At 42.4% G+C, this 25,689-nt stretch carries 25 protein-coding genes; 9 read left to right on the top strand and 16 right to left on the bottom strand.

Annotated features, from left to right (window positions below):
• Window positions 1–101: 101 nt before the first annotated feature.
• The 4 genes from cysE to C5470_RS08210 all read right to left on the bottom strand — a co-directional run bounded on the left by cysE (window position 102) and on the right by C5470_RS08210 (window position 2,981).
• A complete protein-coding gene (cysE, locus tag C5470_RS08225) occupies window positions 102–923 on the bottom strand; it encodes a serine O-acetyltransferase (RefSeq protein WP_166287616.1) in 822 nt (273 codons plus the stop codon).
• Window positions 924–975: 52 nt separating this feature from the next.
• Entirely contained in the window at window positions 976–1,998 is a 1,023-nt protein-coding gene (gpsA, locus tag C5470_RS08220) for an NAD(P)H-dependent glycerol-3-phosphate dehydrogenase (protein WP_166287613.1), read from the bottom strand.
• Entirely contained in the window at window positions 1,998–2,474 is a 477-nt protein-coding gene (secB, locus tag C5470_RS08215) for a protein-export chaperone SecB (protein ID WP_021324088.1), read from the bottom strand. Before secB ends, gpsA begins: the two co-directional genes overlap by 1 nt.
• A gap of 69 nt (window positions 2,475–2,543) precedes the next feature.
• Complete coding sequence (locus C5470_RS08210; RefSeq protein WP_036845497.1) at window positions 2,544–2,981, bottom strand: rhodanese-like domain-containing protein; 438 nt, start codon at window positions 2,979–2,981, stop codon at window positions 2,544–2,546.
• A gap of 368 nt (window positions 2,982–3,349) precedes the next feature.
• Here C5470_RS08210 and envC point away from each other — a divergent pair, with 368 nt between their 5' ends.
• Window positions 3,350–4,657: a murein hydrolase activator EnvC gene (gene envC / locus C5470_RS08205; RefSeq protein WP_166287610.1), complete on the top strand. Its 1,308-nt coding sequence runs from the start codon at window positions 3,350–3,352 to the stop codon at window positions 4,655–4,657.
• Window positions 4,658–4,661: 4 nt separating this feature from the next.
• Window positions 4,662–5,573 carry a divergent polysaccharide deacetylase family protein gene (locus C5470_RS08200; RefSeq protein WP_339916211.1) on the top strand — a complete coding sequence of 304 codons (912 nt, stop codon included), beginning with the start codon at window positions 4,662–4,664 and terminating at the stop codon, window positions 5,571–5,573.
• An 81-nt stretch (window positions 5,574–5,654) separates the two neighbouring features.
• Here C5470_RS08200 and tdh read toward each other — a convergent pair whose 3' ends face one another.
• Both tdh and kbl read right to left on the bottom strand, forming a co-directional pair.
• Window positions 5,655–6,680 (bottom strand): L-threonine 3-dehydrogenase, encoded by a 1,026-nt coding sequence (gene tdh / locus C5470_RS08195; protein ID WP_152963656.1) that lies wholly within the window; start codon window positions 6,678–6,680, stop codon window positions 5,655–5,657.
• A 9-nt stretch (window positions 6,681–6,689) separates the two neighbouring features.
• Complete coding sequence (gene kbl, locus C5470_RS08190) at window positions 6,690–7,886, bottom strand: glycine C-acetyltransferase (RefSeq protein WP_036845492.1); 1,197 nt, start codon at window positions 7,884–7,886, stop codon at window positions 6,690–6,692.
• A 232-nt stretch (window positions 7,887–8,118) separates the two neighbouring features.
• On the opposite strand from kbl, the gene rfaD reads away from it, so the two are divergent.
• The 3 genes from rfaD to rfaC are packed head-to-tail and all read left to right on the top strand — an operon-like array spanning window position 8,119 to window position 11,076.
• On the top strand, window positions 8,119–9,057 hold the full coding sequence (gene rfaD, locus C5470_RS08185; protein ID WP_036845490.1) for an ADP-glyceromanno-heptose 6-epimerase: 939 nt from the start codon (window positions 8,119–8,121) through the stop codon (window positions 9,055–9,057).
• Between the two features lie 10 nt (window positions 9,058–9,067).
• Window positions 9,068–10,114, top strand: coding sequence for an ADP-heptose--LPS heptosyltransferase RfaF (gene rfaF, locus C5470_RS08180; protein WP_036845488.1), 1,047 nt, complete (start codon window positions 9,068–9,070; stop codon window positions 10,112–10,114).
• Entirely contained in the window at window positions 10,114–11,076 is a 963-nt protein-coding gene (gene rfaC / locus C5470_RS08175; RefSeq protein WP_036845487.1) for a lipopolysaccharide heptosyltransferase RfaC, read from the top strand. The genes rfaF and rfaC overlap by 1 nt, the downstream gene beginning before the upstream one ends.
• 44 nt (window positions 11,077–11,120) lie before the next feature.
• On the opposite strand, the gene C5470_RS08170 is transcribed toward rfaC, so the two are convergent.
• From C5470_RS08170 to rfaQ, 6 genes are all read right to left on the bottom strand, one after another.
• The gene (locus tag C5470_RS08170; protein ID WP_051477323.1) at window positions 11,121–11,864 is read right to left on the bottom strand and encodes a glycosyltransferase family 25 protein; all 744 of its coding nucleotides are present in this window, start codon (window positions 11,862–11,864) and stop codon (window positions 11,121–11,123) included.
• 34 nt (window positions 11,865–11,898) lie between these two features.
• Complete coding sequence (locus tag C5470_RS08165) at window positions 11,899–12,786, bottom strand: GNAT family protein (RefSeq protein ID WP_036845485.1); 888 nt, start codon at window positions 12,784–12,786, stop codon at window positions 11,899–11,901.
• A gap of 33 nt (window positions 12,787–12,819) precedes the next feature.
• Entirely contained in the window at window positions 12,820–13,776 is a 957-nt protein-coding gene (locus C5470_RS08160; RefSeq protein ID WP_166287604.1) for a polysaccharide deacetylase family protein, read from the bottom strand.
• A 143-nt stretch (window positions 13,777–13,919) separates the two neighbouring features.
• Window positions 13,920–15,014: a glycosyltransferase gene (locus tag C5470_RS08155; protein ID WP_166287601.1), complete on the bottom strand. Its 1,095-nt coding sequence runs from the start codon at window positions 15,012–15,014 to the stop codon at window positions 13,920–13,922.
• Complete coding sequence (locus C5470_RS08150; protein WP_152963665.1) at window positions 15,011–16,141, bottom strand: glycosyltransferase family 4 protein; 1,131 nt, start codon at window positions 16,139–16,141, stop codon at window positions 15,011–15,013. Before C5470_RS08150 ends, C5470_RS08155 begins: the two co-directional genes overlap by 4 nt.
• Window positions 16,138–17,202, bottom strand: a complete 1,065-nt coding sequence (rfaQ, locus tag C5470_RS08145) for a putative lipopolysaccharide heptosyltransferase III (protein ID WP_166287598.1) — start codon at window positions 17,200–17,202, stop codon at window positions 16,138–16,140. Before rfaQ ends, C5470_RS08150 begins: the two co-directional genes overlap by 4 nt.
• Before the next feature lie 231 nt (window positions 17,203–17,433).
• Between rfaQ and waaA the strand changes: the two genes are divergently transcribed.
• Genes waaA through coaD form a run of 3 tightly spaced genes read left to right on the top strand, consistent with a single transcriptional unit; the run spans window position 17,434 to window position 19,967 of the window.
• Complete coding sequence (gene waaA, locus C5470_RS08140; protein ID WP_166287595.1) at window positions 17,434–18,711, top strand: lipid IV(A) 3-deoxy-D-manno-octulosonic acid transferase; 1,278 nt, start codon at window positions 17,434–17,436, stop codon at window positions 18,709–18,711.
• Window positions 18,712–19,485, top strand: coding sequence for a glycosyltransferase family 2 protein (locus tag C5470_RS08135; protein WP_166287592.1), 774 nt, complete (start codon window positions 18,712–18,714; stop codon window positions 19,483–19,485). It begins immediately after the preceding gene.
• Window positions 19,485–19,967, top strand: a complete 483-nt coding sequence (coaD, locus tag C5470_RS08130) for a pantetheine-phosphate adenylyltransferase (protein ID WP_166287589.1) — start codon at window positions 19,485–19,487, stop codon at window positions 19,965–19,967. The genes C5470_RS08135 and coaD overlap by 1 nt, the downstream gene beginning before the upstream one ends.
• Window positions 19,968–20,041: 74 nt before the next feature.
• Here the strand turns inward: coaD and mutM are convergent, their stop codons facing one another.
• Complete coding sequence (gene mutM, locus C5470_RS08125) at window positions 20,042–20,851, bottom strand: bifunctional DNA-formamidopyrimidine glycosylase/DNA-(apurinic or apyrimidinic site) lyase (RefSeq protein ID WP_166287586.1); 810 nt, start codon at window positions 20,849–20,851, stop codon at window positions 20,042–20,044.
• A gap of 115 nt (window positions 20,852–20,966) precedes the next feature.
• Here mutM and rfaL point away from each other — a divergent pair, with 115 nt between their 5' ends.
• On the top strand, window positions 20,967–22,190 hold the full coding sequence (rfaL, locus tag C5470_RS08120; protein WP_242687836.1) for an O-antigen ligase RfaL: 1,224 nt from the start codon (window positions 20,967–20,969) through the stop codon (window positions 22,188–22,190).
• 55 nt (window positions 22,191–22,245) lie between these two features.
• Here the strand turns inward: rfaL and C5470_RS08115 are convergent, their stop codons facing one another.
• The 3 genes from C5470_RS08115 to C5470_RS08105 are packed head-to-tail and all read right to left on the bottom strand — an operon-like array spanning window position 22,246 to window position 25,526.
• The gene (locus C5470_RS08115; protein WP_166287580.1) at window positions 22,246–23,421 is read right to left on the bottom strand and encodes a glycosyltransferase; all 1,176 of its coding nucleotides are present in this window, start codon (window positions 23,419–23,421) and stop codon (window positions 22,246–22,248) included.
• Complete coding sequence (locus tag C5470_RS08110; RefSeq protein ID WP_166287577.1) at window positions 23,402–24,520, bottom strand: glycosyltransferase family 4 protein; 1,119 nt, start codon at window positions 24,518–24,520, stop codon at window positions 23,402–23,404. Before C5470_RS08110 ends, C5470_RS08115 begins: the two co-directional genes overlap by 20 nt.
• Before the next feature lie 7 nt (window positions 24,521–24,527).
• Window positions 24,528–25,526, bottom strand: coding sequence for a glycosyltransferase family 9 protein (locus C5470_RS08105; protein ID WP_166287574.1), 999 nt, complete (start codon window positions 25,524–25,526; stop codon window positions 24,528–24,530).
• Window positions 25,527–25,689: the final 163 nt, after the last annotated feature.

Raw genomic sequence — 25,689 nt, 5'->3', positions numbered from 1 at the left:
TGACTAAAGTTAATGCCGTGCATCTAATCAATTAAAAGACCACGGCATTTTTGACTATTCAGTTTTGTGAACAATATTTCTCAAACGTAGTTGTTCACAAATCAAATCCCATCACCATATTCAAAGCCATTGTTGATACCATTAAAATGTTGGTCCATATCCAATGAGGGCTTTTCGCTTTCAGGTTTACCGACAATACGGGCTGGCACACCGGCGGCTGTTGTGTGTGGTGGAACCGAGCGAAGGACTACTGAGCCTGCGCCAATTTTTGCCCCACGACCAATTTCGATATTGCCAAGTATTTTTGAACCTGCGCCAATCATCACCCCCTCCCTGACTTTCGGATGACGATCACCCTCTGATTTACCTGTACCGCCAAGGGTGACGGATTGCAGGATAGAAACGTCATTCTCCACCACCGCCGTTTCACCAATCACAATGCCAGTAGCGTGGTCAAGCATGATGCCACAACCAATTTTTGCTGCCGGGTGAATATCAACACCAAAAGACATTGAGATTTGGTTTTGCAGGTAAATAGCCAGTGCCTTACGCCCTTCCCCCCATATCCAATGGGCAATACGATAGGCCTGCAAGGCATGGAACCCTTTGAGGTAAAGCAGAGGCGTTGAGTATTTATCTACCGCAGGATCACGTAAGCGCACCGCTATGATGTCGCGGGCAGCAGAGATTATCATTTTCTGATCTGATCTATAAGCCTCTTCTACGATCTCTCTGACGGCAATAGCCGGCATAATCGGCGTAGCCAGTTTATTAGCCAACATATAACTTAGAGCACTACCAAGATTTTCATGCTTGAGTAATGTCGCATGAAAAAAACTGGCTAACATCGGTTCACATTCAGCCAGTGCTCTCGCCTCTGTTCTTATGTTTTTCCAAACTTCGTCCAATTCTTCTAGCGACATATTTTTTACTCTCACAGTTAGAACCTATCTTTTTTATTAGATTTTTTCCGATTCAAGAGCGTACATTATCGCTCTCGTCCTTTCTGGCTCTTCCTAACAATGCTTGAGCAGCTTCTATCACATTTTTATTGCAATACAGTATTTGATAGATTTGTTCTGCAATCGGCATTTCCACATCAGCACGTTCGGCCAATGCGCGCACTTCTTTGGTATTGCGGTAACCTTCAACAACCTGTCCAATCTCGCACTGAGCTTCTTCAACGCTAATTCCCTGCCCCAGCATCATGCCAAAGCGACGGTTACGTGATTGGTTATCTGTACAAGTTAAGACCAAATCACCCAATCCCGCCATACCCATAAAGGTTGAAGGATCCGCGCCAAGAGCGGTACCAAGGCGACTCATTTCTGTTAATCCACGGGTAATCAATGCAGTACGTGCATTAGCACCAAACCCCATGCCATCAGATATTCCCGCACCTATAGCAATCACGTTTTTTACGGCACCACCAAGTTGAACGCCAATAAAATCAGGATTTTTATAAACACGGAAGCTTTTGCCACAGTGGAATAGTTGCTGAAGTTCATCACTAAAGGCAGATTCAGTCGCCGAAATCGCTATCGCTGTGGGTAAACCAGCCGCTAATTCTTTCGCAAAGGTTGGGCCAGAAAGCACCGCCAACGGTATTTCGTCGCCTAATATCTCACGGGCCACGTCCTGCAATAACCGGCCAGTATCAGCTTCCAAGCCTTTAGTTGCCCAGACAATTCGCGAATCAGGCAGCAGATGGGGTTTTACCTGCTTTAACACCTCACCAAACACATGGCTGGGAACCACAACAAGAATGTTGCGGCTTGCTGTCAGTGCTTTTGTCAGGTCTGTTTCAAGCAATAAATTGTCAGGGAAGGAGACATCCGGCAGAAATTTCTGATTACAACGTGCCTGTTGCAATGCCTGAATATGCTTTGAGTCATGTCCCCAAAGCACAACATTATGACCATTACGTGCCAACGTAATGGCTAATGCGGTGCCGTATGAACCGGCACCGATAACTGTCATAGAAACAGTACTATTCATTAAGCTTCCTGTTGAGCTTGTTCGTCATTCTGAGGCTGCTCTGCTTGCTGTTGCAGGTAGTTCATGAACAGAGCATCAAAGTTTACCGGAGCAAGGTTCAGTTGTGGGAAAGTACCACGGCTCACCAGGCTGGTGATGCATTCACGGGCATATGGGAATAGGATATTCGGACAATATGCACCCAGGCAATGAGCCAGCTGAGTTCCTTCAATACCTTCAATAGAGAAAATACCGCCTTGCTGTATTTCACACAGGAATGCCGTCTCTTCACCCAGCGCTGCCGTCACAGTTACACGCAGAACAACTTCATAAACCCCCTGAGCCAACTCACTGGAAGCCGTATCCAGATCGAGTTTTACTTCCGGCTGCCATTCCTGTTGGAACACCTGCGGTGCGTTTGGTGCTTCAAAAGAGATATCTTTGGTGTAGATACGTTGGATCTGGAAAGCCATTTCTGTGTTGTTTTGCTCTGACATAATAATTGTTACCTTTAGATGTCCTTATTAAATTTTTTACGTGAATGTCTCCACTCACACCCAAAATGATTACTTTTTACCACGCGCCAATGGTAAGTTTTCGCCTGTCCAACCAGCCAGACCTTCTTTCAGGGAGCATACGCGTTCAAAACCAGCACGGAGAAGATTCTCAGCCGGAGTGCGCGATTCAGTGCCATTCGCTGAAACAACAATCACCGGCTGCTTTTTATGTTTTTCCAACTCAGCCAGGTTGTTGTCTTTAATTTCAGATGGAGTCAGGTTTATTGAACCAATGATATGCCCTTTGCGGAAATCTTCACGGGAACGTAAATCCACGACGATGGCTTCTTCTTTATTGATCAAATTAATCGCTTGTGCACGGGTTATCTCTTTGGTTTTAGAGAAGAGACTTTTCATCGTCGTCACAATAACGGCAACCAGCAGTGCAATCCAGATGAGGCTTAAGGTCATGTGCTGATTAATAAATTGCATGATTTCTTGCAGCATGGGGGGCAAAAACTCCCGTTGGTTATTAACAAATATCTAAGGCTCCAGAGTATACCTTTGTGTTGCGTCAATTACAGCCAAATAGCATAAGCTCAATGTAAATTTTGCGGAGAGTTTCGAGAAAAAATAAAAATATGCTGAAAATGGAACGCGTTAAGTACGCTATCAGAAGATTCTCTGCCACACTGATTGAATACAGGAATTTCGGCAATAAATAGGCTAAAGTGGCTAATGTGCCCAGTTATTATCTGATTTCAATGTTGAAACAATATTATCCGGAAGTGTAAAAAATCAGCAAAGCATCTGGTAACCAATTGTTCAACATGAAATAATCTGATGTTATACAGTCGCAAGGTATATTGACAGCAATGGCAGACAACAAGGAAATACCTGGCCGTCATTATCGGCTCAATCAGAACTCATGGCAGAATAAAATTCGTGCCTTATTGTTCTGTGCTTTCCTGTCCGCGGTTTTCAGCTTCCATACTTTTGCCAATCAGATTATCGACAATAAAAATCAGCTTAAAAATCTTCAGCAAGACATTGCAGAGAAAGAGAAGAATGTGCAACAACAACAGCAAAAACGCAGTACGTTGTTGAGCCAACTGCAAGATCAGGAAAATACAATTTCTAAAGTTGGCCTCTCTCTGCACAGTACCCAAACTCAACTCAGTAAGCTGAATAAAGAGATTACCGCGCTTAATGCCAATATCAAGAAACTGGAAAAACAACAAACAGCGCAACGGGGTATGCTGGCACGTCAATTGGATGCTGCTTTCCGTCAAGGGCAGCATCAAGGGCTTGAGCTCATGTTCAGAGGTGAGGAAGGTAAGAGGGGAGAACGCATCCTCGCTTACTATAGTTACCTTAATCAAGCCCGTCAGGATACTATTGTTAAGCTTGAGCAAACTACCGTTGATTTAACTGAACAGAAAAAACTTGAGCAGCAAAAACAGAAAGAGCAGAAACAAGTTCTGACGGAACAACAACAACAAAAGCAGCAGATGGAAGTGGCCCGCAGCGCCCGGCAGAAAACCCTGACGGAGCTGGAGTCTTCTCTGAAGAAAGATCAGAAAAGTCTCGCTGAACTAAAACAAAATGAAACCCGTCTACGGGATAAAATTGCTAAAGCAGAACGGGAAGCAAAAGCACGTGCTGAACGGGAAGCCAGAGAAGCTGCGCGTGTTCGTGCTCAGATTGCAGCGAAACAGAAACAAGCGCAGAAAAAAGGTTCCAGCTATAAACCCACTGAAGATGAACGCGCATTGATGGCGCGGACTGGTGGCCTTGGCCGTCCGGCTGGTCAGGCAATCTGGCCTGTCCGCGGTAGGGTGATACATGAGTTTGGTGAGGCACTGCAAGGCGAACTGCGCTGGAAAGGCATGGTGATTGCTGCCACAGAAGGCACTGAGGTCAAAGCGATATCTGATGGCCGGGTACTGCTGGCTGATTGGTTGCAAGGCTATGGGCTGGTTGTCGTTATAGAGCACGGTAAAGGTGATATGAGCCTTTATGGCTATAATCAGAGCGCTCTGGTCAGTGTCGGCCAGCAAGTTCGTGCCGGGCAACCCATCGCCCTGGTCGGTAACAGTGGCGGTCAGGAACAACCCGCCCTGTATTTTGAAATCCGCCGTCAGGGTAGAGCGGTAAACCCACAACCTTGGCTTGGGAGATGATCAGGTGAGACAACTCAAGTTTACAAAACTCATTGGTACTATCATCTTGTTACTCTTGAGCTTGCAAGCCAGTGCTGCCCGTCTGGCAATTGTTATCGATGATTTTGGCTACCGTCCTCATAATGAAAACAAAATATTGCAGATGCCTGTTGCGGTTTCTATCGCAATTCTGCCGGATTCTCCCCACGGCAGGGAAATGGTTGAAAAAGCCCATCAACAAGGACGGGAGATTTTAATCCACCTGCCAATGGCACCTTTAAGTAAGCAACGGTTAGAACCGGATACTCTCCAGCCAACAATGAGCAGTGAAGAGATTGATCGCATTATTCAGCGCGCAATACAAAAGGTCCCTTATGCGGTAGGCATAAATAACCATATGGGCAGCGCGATGACTTCAAGCTTGCCGGGAATGCAGAAGGTTATGCGCTCGCTGTCCCGCTATGAACTTTACTTTCTCGATAGTGTGACGATTGGAAATACTCAAGCAACAAAAGCAGCACAAGGCACTCATGTTCGCGTTATCCGCCGCAATATTTTTCTTGATGATGTGCAGTCAGAAGCGGAAACCCGCTATCAGTTAAACCGTGCGATTTCCATTGCCCGGAAGAATGGTTCAGCTATTGCTATCGGTCATCCTCATCCGACAACCATTCGCGCATTACAACAGATGCTGCCAACACTTCCCGCTGATATTGAATTGGTCAGCCCTAGTAGGCTGTTAAGTGGCACACCTGTTGGTGACAATCACCGTAAATGGGGCAAGCAGTGTGAAATAAAAGCGGTGCCAACCACTGTTACCAGTCAAGACTATCTGGCAGTCATTAGCAACACTTTGGTTGATAATCCTGTTGTGAATACCATGAGCCAGCATATCCAGAAACTGGCTGGAGATAAATCTCAGGGTAGAACAGAATAGAAAATCATCCGAAAAAATGACTCATAAAACAGGCGCCCAAAAAACTGCAAGCGCCTGTTAATCTTAGTGGTAATTTATTGATTAATCCCAGCTCAGAATAACTTTACCAGACTGCCCTGAACGCATGATGTCAAAGCCTTTTTGGAAGTCATCAATAGAGAACCGGTGAGTGATAATGGGGGTCAGGTCCAAACCAGATTGAATCAATGTCGCCATTTTGTACCAGGTTTCAAACATTTCACGGCCATAAATGCCTTTAATAAACAAGCCCTTGAAAATCACCTGACTCCAGTCGATTGCCATATCTGATGGTGGAATACCCAACAACGCGACACGGCCACCGTGATTCATGGTATTCAATAAGGTGCGAAACGCCGCCGGTGCGCCAGACATTTCCAAACCAACATCAAAACCTTCAGTCATGCCCAATTCTGCCATGACATCTGTCAGGTTTTCTTTGCTGACATTGACCGCACGGGTAACCCCCATTTTACGTGCCAGTTCAAGGCGATATTCGTTAACGTCGGTAATAACAACATGACGCGCACCAACATGTTTACACACTGCCGCAGCCATAATACCAATTGGGCCTGCACCGGAAACCAGCACATCCTCACCAACCAGATCAAATGAAAGCGCAGTATGAACAGCATTGCCAAATGGGTCAAAAATAGAAGCCAGCTCATCAGAGATGTTATCTGGGATTTTGAACGCATTAAACGCAGGGATAACCAGATATTGAGCAAAGCAGCCTGGACGGTTTACTCCGACACCAATGGTATTACGGCATAAGTGAGTACGGCCACCACGACAGTTACGGCAGTGACCACAAGTGATATGCCCTTCGCCAGACACCCGATCACCAATTTTAAAACCTTTCACTTCCTGACCAATCGCAACAACTTCACCAACATATTCATGACCAACAACCATCGGTACAGGAATTGTTTTTTGCGACCAGTCATCCCAGTTATAGATGTGCACATCCGTACCACAAATCGCAGTTTTACGGATTTTGATCATCACATCATTGTGCCCCAGCTCCGGCTCGGGCACATCGGTCATCCAGATGCCTTCTTCTGCTTTTAACTTTGACAATGCTTTCATAGAGATGCCTTATGCAATTACTTTTAATTGCTTACCAATTCGCGTGAACGCTTCAACCGCACGTTCAATTTGTTCTTCCGTATGGGCCGCTGACATTTGCGTGCGGATACGGGCCTGATTTTTAGGGACTACCGGATAGAAGAAACCGGTGACGTAAATGCCTTCTTTCAGTAATTCTGCGGCAAATTCCTGTGCCAGTTTTGCATCGCCTAACATGACCGGGATAATTGCGTGATCAGCACCTGCCAAAGTGAAACCTGCGGCGGTCATTTTTTCACGGAACAGGTTGGCGTTCTTCCACAGGCGATCGCGTAATGCATCACCCTCTTTCAGCATATCCAGCACGTTAATGGATGCCGCGACAATCGCCGGCGCCAGTGAGTTTGAGAACAGATATGGGCGTGAACGCTGGCGCAACCACTCAACAACGTCTTTACGTGCCGCAGTATAGCCACCGGAAGCACCACCCAGCGCTTTACCTAATGTGCCGGTAATGATGTCAATACGATCCATCACGTCACAATATTCGTGAGTACCACGACCATGTGCGCCAACAAAACCTACAGCATGGGAGTCATCCACCATCACCATTGCACCAAATTCATCCGCCAGATCACAGATAGATTTCAGGTCAGCAATAACACCATCCATAGAGAACACACCATCTGTTGCAATCACAATATGACGCGCGTTATCTGTTTTTGCTTGCTCCAATTGCGCTCTCAGTTCCTGCATATCATTATTGGCATAGCGATAACGCTTCGCTTTACATAAGCGGACACCATCAATAATAGAAGCGTGGTTCAGAGCATCCGAGATAATGGCATCTTCCGGCCCAAACAACGTTTCAAATAAACCACCGTTGGCATCAAAACAAGAAGAGTAAAGAATGGCATCTTCCATACCCAAAAATTCTGCCAGTTTTTTCTCCAGCTCTTTATGAGTATCCTGAGTCCCACAAATAAAACGAACTGATGCCATACCAAAACCGTGGCTATCCATTCCCGCTTTAGCGGCAGCAATAAGATCCGGATGATTAGCCAAACCTAAGTAGTTATTTGCGCAGAAGTTAATAACGTGGCTGCCATCGGCTACAGCAATATCAGCATTTTGGGCAGAAGTGATGATACGCTCACTTTTGAATAACCCTTCCGAATGGGCTTGCTCTAATTGTTCATTAATTTGCTGATAAAATGATGCTGACATTTATTTTCTCCTGATTTAAGTGAAGGGTCGTTACATATTTTACTCATTGATCAGGCAACTGACGACTCTATCAGGCAGTTAATATTAACTTTGCTGTATCCGTCACGTCATGCAACCTGAATGACCATAATATTTCAGTATATTCCCCTGCTTAAGCTGCTGTCGTCATAGATGTTAGATGTTATTATAGAAGCAATTTGCTTCATTAACCCGATTGATAGAGGTAAGTCTGATGATCATTGTCACTGGCGGTGCTGGATTTATTGGCAGCAATATTGTCAAGGCACTAAATGACGAAGGATATAAAGATATTCTGGTCGTAGATAATCTGAAAGATGGTACTAAGTTCGCCAATCTGGCCGACCTGGATATTGCTGATTACATGGACAAGGAAGAGTTTATTGTTAGCATCCTGGCCGGTGATGATTTAGGTGATATTGACGCTATTTTCCATGAAGGCGCTTGCTCATCCACAACAGAGTGGGATGGTAAGTATATGATGGATAATAACTATCAATATTCAAAAGAATTGCTGCACTATTGCCTTGAACGTGGAATTCCTTTCTTGTACGCCTCTTCCGCAGCAACCTATGGTGGCCGCAGTGATAATTTTATTGAAGAGCGTCAATATGAAAAACCTCTCAATGTTTATGGCTACTCTAAGTTCCTGTTCGACCAGTATGTCCGGGAGCTCTTGCCTCACGCTGATTCACAGATTTGCGGTTTCCGTTATTTCAATGTGTACGGGCCACGCGAAGGGCACAAAGGCAGTATGGCCAGTGTTGCATTCCATCTGAATAATCAAATCAATCAAGGGCAAAACCCTAAGCTATTTGCTGGCAGTGAAGGCTTTCAACGTGATTTTATCTATGTTGGTGATGCCGCTGCGGTTAATCTGTGGTTCTGGAAAAACGGCGTTTCCGGTATTTATAACTGTGGAACAGGTCGCTCTGAATCTTTCCAGGCGGTTGCAGATGCGGTTGTTGAATTCCATAAAGATAAATCACTGACCGTTGAATACATTAATTTTCCTGAATATTTAAAAGGCCGTTATCAGAGCTTCACTCAGGCAGATCTGACTAAACTTCGCGCGGCTGGTTATGATAGACCATTCAAAACTGTCGCCGAAGGCGTCACGGAATATATGCATTGGCTTAATCAGGATAAATAATCTACTCGTTATGAAAATATTGGTGATCGGCCCTTCGTGGGTGGGTGACATGATGATGTCGCAGAGTCTTTACCGGACATTAAAGGCGCTGCATCCTAATGCAGAAATTGATGTGATGGCTCCAGCCTGGTGTCGTCCGCTACTGGCAAAAATGCCGGAGGTCAATCAGGCACTGGCTATGCCATTAGGGCATGGCGCACTGGCATTAGGCGAGCGCCGTCGCTTGGGTGTCTCCCTGCGCGAACGTCAATATGATCGCGCTTATGTGCTGCCAAACTCTTTTAAATCTGCATTAGTGCCTTTCTTCGCCAATATTCCTCTGCGCACCGGCTGGCGTGGTGAAATGAGATATGGATTGCTCAATGATATTCGCACACTGAATAAAGAAGCTTTCCCATTAATGGTTCAACGCTATATCGCACTGGCTTACGATGCAAAACTCAGTAGCGCTACGGAGCTTCCTCAACCATTGCTGTGGCCTCAGTTAGATGTCAGTGATGAAGATGTTGCCGAATCTACTGCGGCATTCAATATTTCTGATCACCGGCCGATTATCGGTTTCTGTCCCGGAGCAGAGTTCGGTCCGGCAAAACGTTGGCCGCATTATCATTATGCCGCGTTGGCTCAACAGCTTATCACTAAGGGATATCAAATTCTGCTGTTTGGTTCCGCCAAAGATCATGAAGGTGGAGAAGATATCCGCAAGTCATTGACTGAAGAAACCCGTGAATACTGTATCAATCTTGCTGGACAAACCTCTCTTGAACAAGCAGTCAATATTATCGCGGCCTGTGATGCTATTGTGACCAACGATTCTGGTTTGATGCATGTTGCCGCAGCACTCAATCGCCCTCTCGTTGCACTCTACGGCCCAAGCAGCCCAGATTTTACGCCACCATTGTCTGATAAAGCAGAAGTTATCCGCCTTATTACTGGCTATCATAAGGTCAGAAAAGGTGATAGTGCACACGGCTATCATCAGAGTCTGATTGATATTCAACCAGAACAGATTATGGCTTCTCTGGATAAATTATTACAAGCGGAGAACCAGGATTAATGCGGGTTTTACTGGTTAAAACTTCTTCCATGGGAGATGTACTCCACTCTCTCCCAGCACTGACTGATGCGGAAAAAAACCTGCCTGATGTCCGTTTTGACTGGGTGGTAGAAGAAGGATTCGCACAAATCCCCGGCTGGCACAGTGCAGTTGATCAAGTTATTCCTGTTGCTATTCGCCGCTGGCGTAAGAATTGGTTTGGTAAAAAGATCTGCGCAGAACGCCGTTTATTTAAAGAAAAACTAAAATTACATCATTATGATGCCATTATTGATGCTCAAGGGTTATTAAAGAGTGCATTTCTGGTAACTCGATTAGCTCATGGCCCCAAACATGGTTACGACCGTAAAAGTATCCGTGAGCCATTAGCGAGTTTTTTTTATGATTGCCGCCATGCCGTCAGCAAGCAGCAACATGCCGTAGAACGTATCCGCGAGCTGTTTGCTGTCAGCCTTGGTTACGCTAAACCAACAAAGCAAGGCGATTATGGTATTGCCCGTCACTTTTTAAAGCAGCAATCAGAAAATCAAGGTGATTATCTGGTTTTTCTCCATGCCACTACCCGTGATGAAAAGCACTGGCCGGAAAGCCATTGGCGTCAGCTTATTGCTGAAATTCAGCCAACTGGTGTGCGAATTAAACTTCCCTGGGGAGCGGAACATGAGCACCAACGTGCATTGAGACTGGCGGAAGATTTCCCTCATGTGGAGGTTCTGCCAAAACTGACTTTGGCACAAGTCGCTCAGGAGTTGGCGGGAGCACAAGGCATTGTCTCTGTTGATACTGGCCTGAGCCACCTCACCGCCGCACTGGACCGCCCTAATATTACACTGTTTGGCCCAACCGATCCGGGCCTGATTGGAGGATACGGCAAGGAACAGATGTCCTTGAAAGCAGAAGATGGGAATATCAAAAGTATTACGCCATCGAAAGTATTCTCCTATCTCTGGCAAAAAATATGAAATTAAATTCAAAATACTGGCTAAAGGCATTCTTTAACCAGTATTCAATATTTTTTAATTTTATATATTTTTCTAACAAATATTTTCCATAATATATTTTTAATCTTTACAGAAAAGGGCCTTCTTTTCCTTATTTCTTTCCAAATTTTTCCTGCCTTAATACTATGCTCATTATTTCTCCCCGATATGGTTGTATTAACAGCATCCTCACTTTCTGTGACCAAAACGGGTACTGTACAACATAATTTTATCACTCCATTTTCCCTGAAAAACGCCCAGCGATCTGCAACCAGCCATACAGGATAAAGGAAAGCAATGAGGTTTTTAGCTGCCTGATTATTCAATATATAACCACAAGTTAATGTGGCGTCCAATACCGATTTAATATCCACACCACAAGGAAACTTATATTTGGAATGTTCAAAATATTGACTGGCTTTACTCAAAAGAATAACAGAAGGGGCCATTAGCTTTTCTTGCTGAATTTCATTTAAGAATTCAGGCAAACGTTCATTTAAGATAACATCATCCTCTAATATTAGTGCCATCGGAATATTATTTTCAACTATCTTCCTGTAGATTTTTATATGACTCAAAGCACACCCAATCTCACCAGGCGTTATAGCATCACTTAATTCTCTTGTTTGCCTTTGTAACTCCTCCTGTGATAACAGGCGGCCATCAACAGCCTCAATAAATTCATAATCTAAGTTTAGTTTAATACATTGTTCTTCTATTCTTTTTCTTCTCTCTGTAGAATGTTTAAGATTAACAATAAAAATTTTCATATCCTGTGCTAATGCTCCATTATTATCATAACGATTAAGGAAAAATCACTCTTTGTAAGTTGTCTCTATTACACCACCTATCTTTATATTCAAATGTTGGCCTCCCGAAACTGAATCTCATCTCCAAATTATTTTTATGACTATATTCAATAGCATCCTTAACATTAACCCACGTAGAAACTGTTCCTAGCGATAGATTTGGATAACTCAAATCCATTCCGCTATTAACATAGTCATAGCAAATCCATTTTTCACATTGTTTTTTAACAATAAATTGCATTGCGCAAGGTTTTCCTTCTAACCATAAAATATTACCAAAATTTATAGAGGGTATTTCTTCAAGAATTTCTTGCATTTCATTTTTATATGTATGTTCATTCCTGCGTTTAAAATAGAGATAATCATAAATATCTGTTAATTCTTTCGAGTCATAATTATCAACATTAATAACACTCCCCCCACTTTTTATAAAACGATTCAACTCTCTATTTCTTGTTTCTCTTGTTTTTCTAGAGATATCCTTAACCAGACATATCTGTCTTTTAGCATTTAATTTATCCGAACAGTTAATAATATTAACTTTATTTTTTGACGACATAAACTTTGATTTAAATGGAATAATAGATCTAACATCCGATTTAATCGGCAATATTATCTCATCAAAATTAAGTGGATATTTATTAATTCCTTCTTTAAGGACAATTTTCTGCTCACCAGCGAGGTAACCATCTCTCCAGCTACAGATTCCACCAATGATATTCCCGGAACCATCTCTTTTTATATAGAATTTTTCATTTAGCTGAAAACGCTTATGGAAAAAATCCAAGACTTTTGGAGAAGTGACCACACTTCCCCCGTATAAATTATAAGCCTCTCGATAATCATCAAAAGAACCTAATTTCCAACCAAAATTCAGTAACATCAATTAATCCTGTTAGTTTTATTTTCTCAATCATTACGGCTTCTTTAACTGGTAATATTCAGCCAATGTCATCCCTTGGACCTGCGATTTAAGGTAGTTAAATAATCCCTCTAAATCCTGATAAAGAGTCTCAATTTGTTCTTCATTTTTAAATGTCGGACTACCACCAGGCATAAATTCAGATGAATGCAGCATAAATTCAACATAATCACAGCCTTCTGCCAATGTTTGCTGAATAACTTTCTTCATTTGCTCCAGATTACCGCCTTTTGGCCGTAACCAGTTAACAGATGGAGAACGCTGCTTTCCGCGCAAATTATCGTATTTCTGTTTCAGGGAGTTCATCAACGGAGAGTGTTTATATTGGATGCTCATTGGTACTTCCAACAAAGAAGAACGGCCTTCTTTGGAGATATCCTGTAAATCCATAAAATAGGCATAAGATGGAAAATGGCTATAATCAGTTCCACCGTTACCTTTAGGATCACCTTTTGTGAAACGCCAATTAACCCGTGGCGTTACCGAACAATCGACTTGATAACCATATTCCACCAATAATTCAGCATAATACTCATTAAATGCCCAACGACCCGCCCGATGGCTTAACATTTTAATTTGTAGTTTATCTTCTAATAACTGAGTCATTAAGCCAACTTTGGCCCTGACTTGTTCTTTGGGAAATTCAATCAGATAAGGTTTATAGCGCATATCATCATCGGTAAGAGGAACAAGAGGTGGATTATTCCAGGCATGTAAATGCATACCTATTTCACCTTGACCTCTGGCAATCACATCTTTGGCAAAGTCAATGTATGAATCATCCATAGCCATCTCATAATTCGTCAACCAAACCGGTTTAAAACCAAAACGCTCACATAAACTCTGAAATCTTGGTAAATAACGTGTATTTTTTGTCGAAATCTGACTGTGGTTTTGCCACAGATCATCACCTTCGGTATCAATCGTGATAATAAATGCGGGTAAAGTCATTAGTGATGTGCCCAAAACAGACCCAAAATAATAGCTTTATGGTACGCAGGTCAGCGATACAGCGCAATTAACTTATCGCTAAAAGAGGAGCTATGTGCAGCTTTATTTACTCAGGGTAAAACAATTAGTTAGCTTATTCAGCTTTATAAAGATAAATATTTTGCCAAAACAATATCTAAATCAAACTTCTTATACATATCCTCTGTGATGACAGGAGGCTCCAGGTAAACAAACCGCATTTTTTCTGCAAGTGAGTCAACTGTCAGCTCTGATTTATATTTTTCTAACTCACCGACCATAATTTCATTCACACCACCTGGACACGCAGTGCTGACAATTGGAGTATCGCAAATCAATGATTCAATCAGTACATTACCCAATCCTTCACTGTCAGAACTCAAGACAACCGCTGTAGCTCCACGAATAACAGGTAATGGATTTTCAAGGAATCCAGTTAAAATAACTTTAGATTGTAAGCCTAAATCCACAATCTGTTGTTTTATCTGTTGGGTAATGGTCTCATCTCCATGACCAACAACCAATAACTTACATGGGAGATCTGCTTTCGCAAAAGCCTCCAATAAACGATCATGCCGCTTAACCTGATGAAATCGACCAACATGTAATAAATACGTTTCATCCGAATAAGGATTATTTTGCAAAGATTTTTCTTTAATGTCAAGAATATTGAAAGGATTATAAATTGTCACCATTTTCTTAGGCATGAGTGACAGATTAATTGCTAAATCTTTCCCGACGGCATCAGAGACACAAATTAGATTCCGGTTATTATATGTCCATTTAATTTTCTGTTTCTTTATCCAACGGGGTAATCCGCTTTTATTGCCAAGGTACGAACTCGAGAATACACCATGAATACAAAACCACACATTTAATCCCGCTAGTACCTTTGATTTCACGACAATGCGATCGGTTTTATGCAAATTTGAGACAATTAATGAAGGGATTCCCTTCCGAAGAAATATCTTTTCTAAAACTTTATCCATAGATTTAGCCCTACGGCAAATCTCAGTCTGTCTTCTGAAAGGTCCATTGTACTTGTCAGCATCAATAATCAGTTCAATACCACCAGGCACTAAATATTCACATTTTTCCGCCAGAGAAAGCAGTGTAATATCATACCCTTGCTGTTGCAGACCATCACAAAGCCGGATAGTGACATTTTCTGCACCGCCACCAGGTAATCCATCAATGATAAATAATATGTGTCCTTTCATGGTGAGAGCACCCTTTCGTATAGCCCAATCAGCTGTTGTGATAAATGTTCCGGTGTATAAGGCAGTACCTTAGTTCTCGCTAATTCTGACATTTTATTATTCAAATGATCAGAAGGCGTATTTTGAATCGCTTCTGTAATATCCCGGATATCCAAAGCATCACATATAAACCCGTTACTTCCAGAGGTAACAAATTCAGCACCACCGCATGTCGTACTGGTTATGACCGGAAGCCCACACGCCATTGCCTCCAATATCACATTTGGAAATGGATCATATAAGGTAGGTAACAATAAGCCATCAGCAATCTGATAAAAAGGCAGCGTCTTTTTCTGAACGCCCATAAATCTGATTCGCTCATTGCACCCCAGAGAATTAGCTAATTGCTTATATTTCTTCTCTTCTTTATCCTGACCCACAACAATTAAATATGCATCAGTAGCACTAACTGCTTGAATCGCTACTTTTAGCCCCTTTCGCTCAAACCCAGAACCAACATAAACGAAACATTTCGCCTGTCGGGGAAGATTATATTCTTTTCTTAACAGCATTCTTTGAGATTCTATTGCCGGAAAAAATTGCTTATGGTTTATCGCATTATAAATAACTGATATTTTTTTCTCCGAAAGCCCAAAATCTACCATGACCTCCCGTTTTACCATTTCCGAGTTGCAAATAACCATTTTTAGTTCTGGTGCCGAATACATTTTTTGCTCAGCATCCATAACATAACGATGGTAACGACTCGCAAAAAGTAATTTGCTTCTCCAAGGGGATAAGACCCGGGCACGCTGCTGTAACCACCGCTGATGAATACCATCACCCGCACGGTAAATATCGCAACCAGCAATGCGTTCATGACTTTGAACAAGATCAAATTGCTCTTTTTCCCATACTGCTCTGGCCGCTTTAGCAAATCCTCTCTCACGACTGATTCTTCCCCATTTATGAGGATTTGCTAAATGAACATACCAGTCAGGGCTAATGTCTCCCTGCCAGGAACGAGTAATAACATTGAGCTCCAGATTTTCATTACCTAAAGCTTCTAAGGCGCGGGAGATAAAACGTTCTGCACCACCATCCGGGCGATATTTCTGCCGAACAATCGCAAGACGCACTGATTTCATAATAAATTTCTCCGGGCGGCAGTAATAACTACATCACTGGGAATGACATTCAGATAACGTATGCCCCTTTTAGTATCAACATCATCAGGATCAGGTAAATCGCCATAATCTCCAGCCCAAATTACTTCACCCTTCGCTTCCCATGGGTGCCAGAATACTAACTTTGATGGCCCAAATAAAGCAATACAAGGTGTTTTCAATGCTGCGGCCATATGCATAGGTATAGAGTCTACCCCTATGAATAAATTAGCTTCATCAATCAGCGCTGCAAGTTGAGGCAAGGTTAATTGGCCTGCTAAAGAAATAACTCTTTCTTTTGGGCAGCTTGATAAAATAGTCTCGACCATATCTTCTTCCTTACGATCTGGCCCGGAGGTAACAACAACTGTCCAACCATCAGACTGTAACGCACTGATCGTTTCACTCATCTTTTTCTCATCCCAACATTTGAAAAACCAGCGGGATGTTGGCTGCACCACAATATATTTTTGACTTACCCCGTGCTGCTCAAGAAGCATCCGAACAGTGTCTCTATCCTCCTGACGGTAACTCATCGTCACTTTAGTACTGGTCGATGGAAGATTTAACAGCGAAAGAGTTGACAAATTTTGCTCAACGATATGCAAAAATTCACTATGCTCTGTCGGTACTAGATTTGTGAAACATTTTTTCCAAAACAGGCTTCGCCGTTTTGCTAAATCAAACCCAATACGTACTTTTGCTCCAGTAAATCGTGTCACAAACGCACTATACCATTGATCAGAGAGATTAATAACTATGTCATATTTACGATTCCTTAATTGTTTAAGTAATCTCCATTCATGACTAAAATGTACTCTGGCTCCTTGCTTCTTCCATTGCCTATCTATAGAAAATATATTCTCCACAGAAGAAAAATCAGCCAATATCGGTTCTGTTTCTTTGTAGAGTAAGACATCAATTTCTACTGAAGGGTAATTATCCTTCAGAGTCTTAATAACAGGTGTAACTAATAGCACATCACCATGATGTCGCAACTTTATTATCAGAATACGGTTAAATTGAATTGGTAATTTACTCATGGCATTCCCAGTATAAAGATACAGATAATTAAGGAAAAAGCTGTCTCTATATGTTCGGAAGCTGCAAGAAACCCCCTGCTACTTTATATATAATAGAAGCACAATTTCACCCCAAAAACCTAATTTCCCGTTCTTATTCTGTTCAGATCCTAGAAGCCATACGCATTTTCATACTTTCTTTGAAGCAGTGTGATACTATTGGCGCTAATTTATATAAATGAATTTGATAGAATGTTACTGCGTTTATATCAGGTACTTCTCTACCTTATCCAACCTCTGATTTGGTTGCGTTTATTACTTCGCAGCCGCAAGGCTCCTGCTTACCGTAAACGTTGGGGTGAACGTTATGGTTTCTGTGCCGGTAAAGTTGCTGCTGGAGGCATTCTGCTTCACTCCGTGTCCGTCGGTGAGACGCTGGCTGCAATCCCCTTAGTTAGAGCTTTACGCCATCATTACCCTTTTTTACCGATTACGGTGACGACGATGACACCAACGGGTTCAGAAAGAGTACTCTCCGCGTTGGGAAATGATGTCAATCACGTCTATTTGCCATACGATCTTCCCGGCTCCATGGAACGTTTTCTCAATCAAGTTAACCCAAAGTTAGTCATCATTATGGAAACAGAACTTTGGCCTAATCTGATTTTTCAACTCCATCAACGTAACATTCCTCTGGTTATTGCCAATGCCCGTTTATCTGCACGTTCAGCGGTGGGATACCAGAAAGTAGGTAATTTCGTAAAAATAATTTTGCGAAAAATTACCTTGATTGCGGCTCAGAATCAGGAAGATAGCGAACGTTTTATTGAACTGGGTTTGAGGCGCTCTCAGCTGGCTGTCACTGGTAGTTTGAAATTCGATATCTCAGTAACGCCTGAATTAGCAGCTAAAGCCGTGACATTACGACGCCAATGGGCTGCTCGCCGTCCCGTCTGGATAGCAACCAGTACTCATGATGGCGAAGAGAGCATTATTTTGGATGCTCATTGCAATTTGCTAAAACAATGTCCAAATCTGCTACTGATTCTAGTGCCACGCCATCCTGAACGTTTTACTAAAGCTGAAGAATTAACAAAGAAAGCTGGACTAAATTATATCCTTCGCAGCTCCGATAAAATTCCTGACGCCAATATTCAGGTTGTTATCGGTGATACTATGGGTGAACTGATGCTGCTCTATGGTATTGCCGATCTGGCTTTTGTTGGTGGCAGCCTGGTTGAGCGTGGTGGGCATAACCCACTGGAAGCCGCAGCCCATGCCATTCCAGTGTTGATGGGCCCACATACCTTTAACTTTAAAGATATCTGCGCCAAACTGGATCAAGCTAATGGTCTGATTACCGTTACTGATAGCCAGTCTTTATTTTATGAAATCAACAACTTACTTAATGACGAAGATTATCGTCTGTACTATGGCCGCCACGCAGCGGAAGTATTACATGAAAATCAGGGAGCTCTTCAACGTTTACTTAAATTACTGGAACCCTACCTTCCGCCCCGGAGTCACTAAATGAATGAGAGAAAGCGCCTTTCCGTTGTCATGATTGCCAAAGACTCAGCGGATTTGATAGCAGATTGCCTGGCCTCAGTCAGTTGGGCTGATGAGATCATCGTGCTTGATTCTGGCAGTTCAGACAATACCTGCCAGATAGCACAGGCAATGGGAGCAAGAGTATTCTCTAATATTCACTGGCCGGGGTTTGGTCGTCAGCGTCAACTGGCTCAGCAATATGCTTCTGGCGATTATATTTTTATGATTGATACCGATGAGCGTGTGACGCCAGAATTGAGAATATCCATCGAGCAGGTTCTGGCACATACTGATGACAACAAGGTCTATAGTTGCGCCCGCCGGAATCTGTTTCTTGGTCGCTTTATGCAACACAGCGGCTGGTACCCGGATCGAGTTATTCGCCTCTACGCCCGCAATCGTTACCAATACAATGATAATCAGGTTCATGAATCCCTTGAAACTCATGGAACTCCAGTTGTTATTTTGAAAGGAGATTTACTCCATCTTACTTGCCGTAATCTGATGGAGTTTCAGACAAAACAACTGAATTACGCTAAAGCATGGGCAAAACAGCGTCATGAACAAGGTAAACAGTGCAGTTATTTTTCGATTTTCAGTCATACTTTTGGGGCTTTCTTTAAAACCTGGCTGTTGCGTGCTGGCTTTCTTGATGGTAAACAGGGGTTAGTACTGGCTATTGTTAACGCTCAATATACGTTTAATAAGTATGTTGCGTTGTGGGAAAAGAGACTGCAAGAGGGTAAAAATTGATGAAAACCAAAGCTATTTATCCCGGAACATTTGATCCTGTTACCTACGGGCATATTGATATCATTACCCGCGCTGCAAATATGTTTGACCACGTTTTATTTGCTATCGCCAATAGTGCCAGAAAGAACCCAATGTTTACTCTGGATGAGCGCATTACCCTGGCGAAAGAGGTGACCTCACATCTGGATAATGTAGAAGTGGTTGGTTTTTGTGAATTGATGGCTAATTTCGCCAAAAAACAACAGGTCAATGTTCTTATCCGTGGTCTTCGTTCAGTATCTGATTTTGAGTATGAATGGCAGCTCGCCAATATGAACCGCCACTTTATGCCTGAATTAGAAAGTGTCTTTTTACTGCCCTCACAAAATCTCTCGTTTGTATCTTCATCCTTGATTAAAGATGTCGCCCGCCACGATGGCGATATCTCATCATTCCTGCCAGAACCTGTTGCACAAGCTATGCTAAAAAAACTCGGGAAGTAATTTACTGAGCTCTCTGGGAGCGACGCACTGTAGGATCTCTCCCGATGCTACGCCCCCCAGATCTCCTATATCAACTAAAACTGACAACGACGACAAAAGAAAGTACTGCGCTGCCCAAGTTTGACACTTTCTATTTTCTCACCACAAATCCGGCATGGCTCTCCTGTCCTGCCATAAACAAACAGTTCCTGAGCAAAATACCCCGGTTTACCATCAGATTGCAGGAAATCTCTGAGTGTTGTCCCTCCCTGCTCAATAGATCGTTGCAAGACTTTTTTAATCGTTTCTGCCAGTAAATCTGCTTCACACTTAGTCAACGTATGTGCCGGGCGATCAGGCCGAATATGGGCAATAAACAATGCTTCATTCGCATAGATATTACCGACACCAACAACCAGTTTATTATCCATTAACCAAGGCTTAATCAATGTTTTTTTACTACTTAATCGGGTATAGAGATAAGAACCGTTAAAATCATTAGAAAGTGGCTCAGGACCCAAATGAGTTAATACTGAACACTGATTGAGATCATTACTCCATAGCCACGCCCCAAACCGTCTTGGGTCGGTATAACGCAAAACCTTGCCGTCTGCCATAACTAAATCCACATGGTCATGTTTCTCCGCAGCGCGTTCTTCCAACAAGATACGCAAACTGCCCGACATACCCAAATGGACAATAATCCAGCCATCTGCCAATTCAATCAGCAAATATTTGGCCCGGCGTTGAACACTGAGCACAAGCTGATCGCTCAACTTCATAATTTCTTCCGCTACCGGCCAGCGTAACCTCCCATTCCTGACAACCGCATGTTGGATCACGTTCCCTACCAGATGTGGTTCTATTCCTCTCCGGCTGGTTTCTACCTCTGGTAGTTCTGGCATGATAATAACTCCTGTATTATGTCTGTTTGTTTCAACTCTATTGCATCTCAGAAGATTAAGATAATCTTTTCGTGTATCATTTCCAACCAAGTTCAACCAAAATGAAAACCGATTGATGAATATGTTTAATCTTAAAAGTTGTAATAAAAAATCATTATGGAATTTATCCCTTATTGGGATTTATATAGCCCTTGTTTATCTGCCTGATATAACAAGATATAAAAACCTGGTTATTATCCTGATTGGCATTACCGCGCTGACCTATCTGGTAACAGATTTTCGTCAGGTAATGCACTCTATGCGTAATTCGCTATTTCTATCCATTCTGTTATTCATCTTAGCAATGTTCTACTCAGTCGCGATTTCAGTCGATCCCACATTGAGTTTTCAAGAGATGAATAAACCTATTCTAAATGGATTGCTGCTGTTCAGTTTTACTTTTCCGGTTGTATTGTACAAAGAGAATAAAGAAAGCATTGCCAAGATGATTCTGTTCTCATTCGCCATTGGGATGCTGGCAATATGCCTGACCGATATCGGTAGATATATTATTAACTACAATCAGGGTGAAATGCCTTTCACCGGCTATAACCACCGGGAATTTTCTTACGGTTTTATTTTCTATTTCCCAATATTACTCTGTACCTGGGCATTGTGGAAAAAGCATACCTTAGTTAGCTGGCTGATATTAGCTGTTGCCTCTGCGATAAGCTTATTTTTATTGTTAGGTACCTTAGCCCGTGGTGCCTGGGTCGCTGTTGTTGTTATGACTGCTTTTATCATTATTGTTAACCGGGAATGGAAACTGACACTTGCAGCAGCAATATGTTCGGGTTTACTGGCAGCCACAGCACACTTAACCACTATAGATAATGGAGCTACCAAGCTATTAGTTTATAAGCTCACACAAACAGACAGTACACATCGATATACCAATGGCGTCCAAAGCTCTGCTCTGGTTTTAATCATGGAAAACCCTATCAAAGGTTATGGCTATGGTAATAAAGTCTACCATAAGGTCTATAACGAACGAGTTGCTGACTATCCAGACTGGATATTTCGTACATCTATCGGCCCCCATAATATCTTTCTGGCACTTTGGTTTGCTGGTGGAATCATCGGCCTGATCACAACTCTATTGATGACTATCTCAGCGCTGTACAATGGTAGTCATATTATTACCAGTAACAGCGGAAGGATAAGGCAAGCAGGAATTATTCTGCTAACTGGTTTTATCGGATTATTTATTGTCCGTGGAGCCTTCGAAAATACCTATATCAATGAAATAGGTATTTTATTTGGTTTGATGATTGCGCTGTATAAAAAGAAAAGTGACTAGCAAAATATCCCAGCCATATCATCAGTGGCTGTATATGACATCTCTACACCGATTATTATGCAGAAATATCCTTTGATATCGTCTGCATAATAAGCCTGGCCCGCTTATCCCAGTTAAGGCGCTCTGTTACCAGCATCTTTGCATAATCGACTTGCGCTTTAACTCTATCTGGGTTATCTCTCAATAACTGAATTTGCTGGGCAAAACTTTCCGCATTCTCACTATCAGCAAAACTGACCGCGTTTTCATCAACCACATCACGAATAGAAGGAAAATCGGAAATAACCACAGGTTTACCCATCGCCATATACTCAAATAGCTTCAGTGGTGAGGTATAGCGGCTGCCAATACTGGTTTTAGTTAATGGCAACAGACAAATATCATTATCTGCAATTATCTGGAAACGCAATTTAGGCTGAATAAACCCAAGAAAATTGACTCGGTCACAAACACCAATCTGCTGGGCAATCTGCCGTAGCTGTTGAATTTGTTCTGGTTCACCACCAGCAATATTCAGTACTGCATTTTCAAGATGACTCATCGCCTTAATCGCTGTCGGAACACCCTTCCAACGATGCAAACTTCCCAGATAAAGAATCTGAGTTGGGAATTTACTCTTAGTTGATGCAAGTTTATTTGATGACATTGACTCTGCTGCCAGCATATCTACACCATCTGGCGCAACAATAATAGACGTATCGACATTATATTCACCGATAATGTCATCACGCAGTAGCGAGGTCAGAACAAAAACAATCTTGGACTGACTATAAACAAAGTGTTCGGTTTCTCTCAACCTTTGATATTTACGCTGATTTTTATTTTTGCCTAAATCATGTGATTCTTTAAATGACTGGGCAAAAATCTCATGACTTTCGAAAAACAGAGGAATTTTTGGGTATTTACATAATAAATACTTTGCAATTTTAAGATTACGGGTAAAAACAGCGTCTACCTCATTCTTGCTCAACCAGCCGGAAACCTGAAAATAGAACATCTTTTGGGTATTCAACGGAAAATACCATTTACGCCGAATATTGCGTAACGATATCAGTTTAGCTGATGATGATAATGAGCGCCCAAGTATCTCCTCTGCGGTATTTTTACCCTCAGGCACAACCAAGTAGACATTAGCCCCCTGACGAGCAAACGCGTCAACATTTTGCAGAATTTGTAGTGATGCAACCCGATAATCAGGAACCGGGTAGGGATCAATATAGGCAATCTTCATTGTTTATTGCTTTCAGTAAACGATTTGCTGAATGTTCCCAGGTATACATTGTTTCAATCCGCTGGCGAGCTTCTTTTCCCATTCTGTGCCCTCTGTCTGGCTGAGACAATAAAAAATTAACTGCATCGACAATGGCTAAAGCATCCCCTGGCGTGACCAAAATACCTGACTTATTTTCGTTACCGACGACTTCAGGTATGCCTCCGATATAACTAGCAATAACCGGTCTGCCACACGCCATAGCTTCCGCGATCGTTATTCCAAACGCTTCATCACCAATACTTGGAAAGATCCCCGCATCACCAGCAGCATAATATTCAGGCAATTGATCATGTTCTACAGGTGGGTGAAAAATTACCTGTTTTTCCAGTCGCAGCGCCGCAACCCGTTTTTCCAAGCGTTTCAGATCTTCTCCCGCACCGATAATCAGTAAGTTAACATCTTTATCTTGTAGTTGAGCCATTGCATCAATTGCCACATGCATACCTTTCCAACCAACCAAACGCCCAGCAAAGGTCAGCAAAAATGTTTTATCACTGATTCCCAGACGAGTTCTGACAGAAGAGTCAGCCGGCCTGAATTTATTAATATCAACTCCATTGTAAATAACCTTTGGGAATTGTTTAAAATGGTGCTGAATCTGCCAGGCATTAAAATGACTGCATGCCACCCAGGCTGAAATTCGTTTACTCAGCGTTCTGTCACCCTTGAAGAAACTGGTACCGCCGCTCATGTAACAAAACTTAGTACGACTCCCTTTTGGCATCATTCGTGGCCAAAAAAAATCAAATGGCTTAGTCAGAATAATCCAGTCAAAATCTTCAGTAATAACCGTATTACAGGCATGGCGGGCAAACGAATAACGTTCAATAATACGCTGAAAACGCCGGCCAATATTAATCACTTTCTCTCTGGGAGTGAATGGAAAAGTATGGATCCGTATTGCTCTTCCATTTAGCTCTGGCCGGATATCACCTGTTCCACCCAAAATATGGATCTCATGACCGGCATCAGTCAGCGCTTTCGCAAGTTCCCAGACTGCCGTCTGAATGCCACCATAAGACATAGTCACAGTGACATCAACTAAACCTATTTTCATCTGTTTATTACCTTGCTGACTTGGTTGCCAATAATTTCTGAGCTGCCTGCCAGACTTGTTCAACAGATATAGCAGACATCGAATCTTCACGTGTGGCTTGCATATAATGAACAGGATGTTCAATAGCCACCAAATGTGCATGCTGTTGAGGCGCTAAAAAACGGCCTGGGTGAAAACTGTGATACATCGCAACCATCGGGATACCTAATGCACCTGCTAAATGTGTCGGCCCAGTATCAACTCCAACGTACAAATCAAGCTTGCTCATTATTGCAGCATTCTGTCGCATTGTCAGTCTCCCTACTAACGAAGTACATTTTTCAGCACCGAGTCTTTCTGCCAGTGATTGAGCCACAATTTCACCATCAGTGCTGCCTAATAACATAATATGCGAATGTGGATAACAGCGATAAATGTATTGCGCTAATTGATAAAAATGTTCAACCGGCCAGTCACGATAAGCTTTTGCCGGGAAGCTTTGTAGCTGAAAACCAATCAGGAGCTTATTATCCAAATGATGCTGCCGCATAAAACCATCGGCAAAACGTAGCTCCCCTTCACTAACACAATAATTCAACCGCCAGTCACTCACCTCAACATCTACCGCATTAGCAAGCATCGCCCGTTCCTGTTGAGCTTGCATCAATACTTCTGGCTTTTTCACTGCCAGCCAACCCGATTGCAACGAAGATTCATCCGAAAATGAAACTGTTAAGTGTGATTTGCGTTTTGCATACTGTAATAACGGTTTATCGTCGCTATATACTAAAGCCAAATCATAACGCTTACGGGTAAACCAACCACACCATTTTGCCTTGCCTTTTGAAAAAGCAGTCAATCTATTGATATCACTTATATTTTCAAGGATCTGTTTGGTTCTTTTATGCGCCATAACATCAATATTCGCCCCAGGCCACTTCTGTTTTAAAGCACGAAGAACCGGTGTCACCAGTAAGGTATCACCGAAACGCGCTATGATAATGACCAGGATGTTTTTGATTTGCATAAGACAATTATCTGATTAATCTGATATAAAATTCAACGAAATATACAACAAAGCTTTTTTATATGCTATCGTTCGAATATAGGGCAATTAAACTACAATCAACTCCATAGTCATTTAATATCAACAAGTTAATTTCCACTCAGAACCATAAATCAAAGAATAA

The sequence above is a fragment of the Photorhabdus stackebrandtii genome (genome assembly GCF_011189495.1).
Taxonomy (GTDB): Bacteria; Pseudomonadota; Gammaproteobacteria; order Enterobacterales; family Enterobacteriaceae; genus Photorhabdus; species Photorhabdus khanii.
Note: the sequence above shows the minus strand (reverse complement) of the source record. Positions and strands in the feature narration are given on the sequence as shown.

Coding starts and splice junctions, on each gene's coding strand:
- cysE (WP_166287616.1), bottom strand. CDS start 923: ATGTCGCTAGAAGAATTGGACGAAGTTTGGAAAAACATAAGAACAGAG.
- gpsA (WP_166287613.1), bottom strand. CDS start 1,998: ATGAATAGTACTGTTTCTATGACAGTTATCGGTGCCGGTTCATACGGC.
- secB (WP_021324088.1), bottom strand. CDS start 2,474: ATGTCAGAGCAAAACAACACAGAAATGGCTTTCCAGATCCAACGTATC.
- C5470_RS08210 (WP_036845497.1), bottom strand. CDS start 2,981: ATGCTGCAAGAAATCATGCAATTTATTAATCAGCACATGACCTTAAGC.
- envC (WP_166287610.1), top strand. CDS start 3,350: ATGGCAGACAACAAGGAAATACCTGGCCGTCATTATCGGCTCAATCAG.
- tdh (WP_152963656.1), bottom strand. CDS start 6,680: ATGAAAGCATTGTCAAAGTTAAAAGCAGAAGAAGGCATCTGGATGACC.
- kbl (WP_036845492.1), bottom strand. CDS start 7,886: ATGTCAGCATCATTTTATCAGCAAATTAATGAACAATTAGAGCAAGCC.
- rfaD (WP_036845490.1), top strand. CDS start 8,119: ATGATCATTGTCACTGGCGGTGCTGGATTTATTGGCAGCAATATTGTC.
- rfaF (WP_036845488.1), top strand. CDS start 9,068: ATGAAAATATTGGTGATCGGCCCTTCGTGGGTGGGTGACATGATGATG.
- rfaC (WP_036845487.1), top strand. CDS start 10,114: ATGCGGGTTTTACTGGTTAAAACTTCTTCCATGGGAGATGTACTCCAC.
- C5470_RS08170 (WP_051477323.1), bottom strand. CDS start 11,864: ATGAAAATTTTTATTGTTAATCTTAAACATTCTACAGAGAGAAGAAAA.
- C5470_RS08165 (WP_036845485.1), bottom strand. CDS start 12,786: ATGTTACTGAATTTTGGTTGGAAATTAGGTTCTTTTGATGATTATCGA.
- C5470_RS08160 (WP_166287604.1), bottom strand. CDS start 13,776: ATGACTTTACCCGCATTTATTATCACGATTGATACCGAAGGTGATGAT.
- C5470_RS08155 (WP_166287601.1), bottom strand. CDS start 15,014: ATGAAAGGACACATATTATTTATCATTGATGGATTACCTGGTGGCGGT.
- C5470_RS08150 (WP_152963665.1), bottom strand. CDS start 16,141: ATGAAATCAGTGCGTCTTGCGATTGTTCGGCAGAAATATCGCCCGGAT.
- rfaQ (WP_166287598.1), bottom strand. CDS start 17,202: ATGAGTAAATTACCAATTCAATTTAACCGTATTCTGATAATAAAGTTG.
- waaA (WP_166287595.1), top strand. CDS start 17,434: ATGTTACTGCGTTTATATCAGGTACTTCTCTACCTTATCCAACCTCTG.
- C5470_RS08135 (WP_166287592.1), top strand. CDS start 18,712: ATGAATGAGAGAAAGCGCCTTTCCGTTGTCATGATTGCCAAAGACTCA.
- coaD (WP_166287589.1), top strand. CDS start 19,485: ATGAAAACCAAAGCTATTTATCCCGGAACATTTGATCCTGTTACCTAC.
- mutM (WP_166287586.1), bottom strand. CDS start 20,851: ATGCCAGAACTACCAGAGGTAGAAACCAGCCGGAGAGGAATAGAACCA.
- rfaL (WP_242687836.1), top strand. CDS start 20,967: ATGAATATGTTTAATCTTAAAAGTTGTAATAAAAAATCATTATGGAAT.
- C5470_RS08115 (WP_166287580.1), bottom strand. CDS start 23,421: ATGAAGATTGCCTATATTGATCCCTACCCGGTTCCTGATTATCGGGTT.
- C5470_RS08110 (WP_166287577.1), bottom strand. CDS start 24,520: ATGAAAATAGGTTTAGTTGATGTCACTGTGACTATGTCTTATGGTGGC.
- C5470_RS08105 (WP_166287574.1), bottom strand. CDS start 25,526: ATGCAAATCAAAAACATCCTGGTCATTATCATAGCGCGTTTCGGTGAT.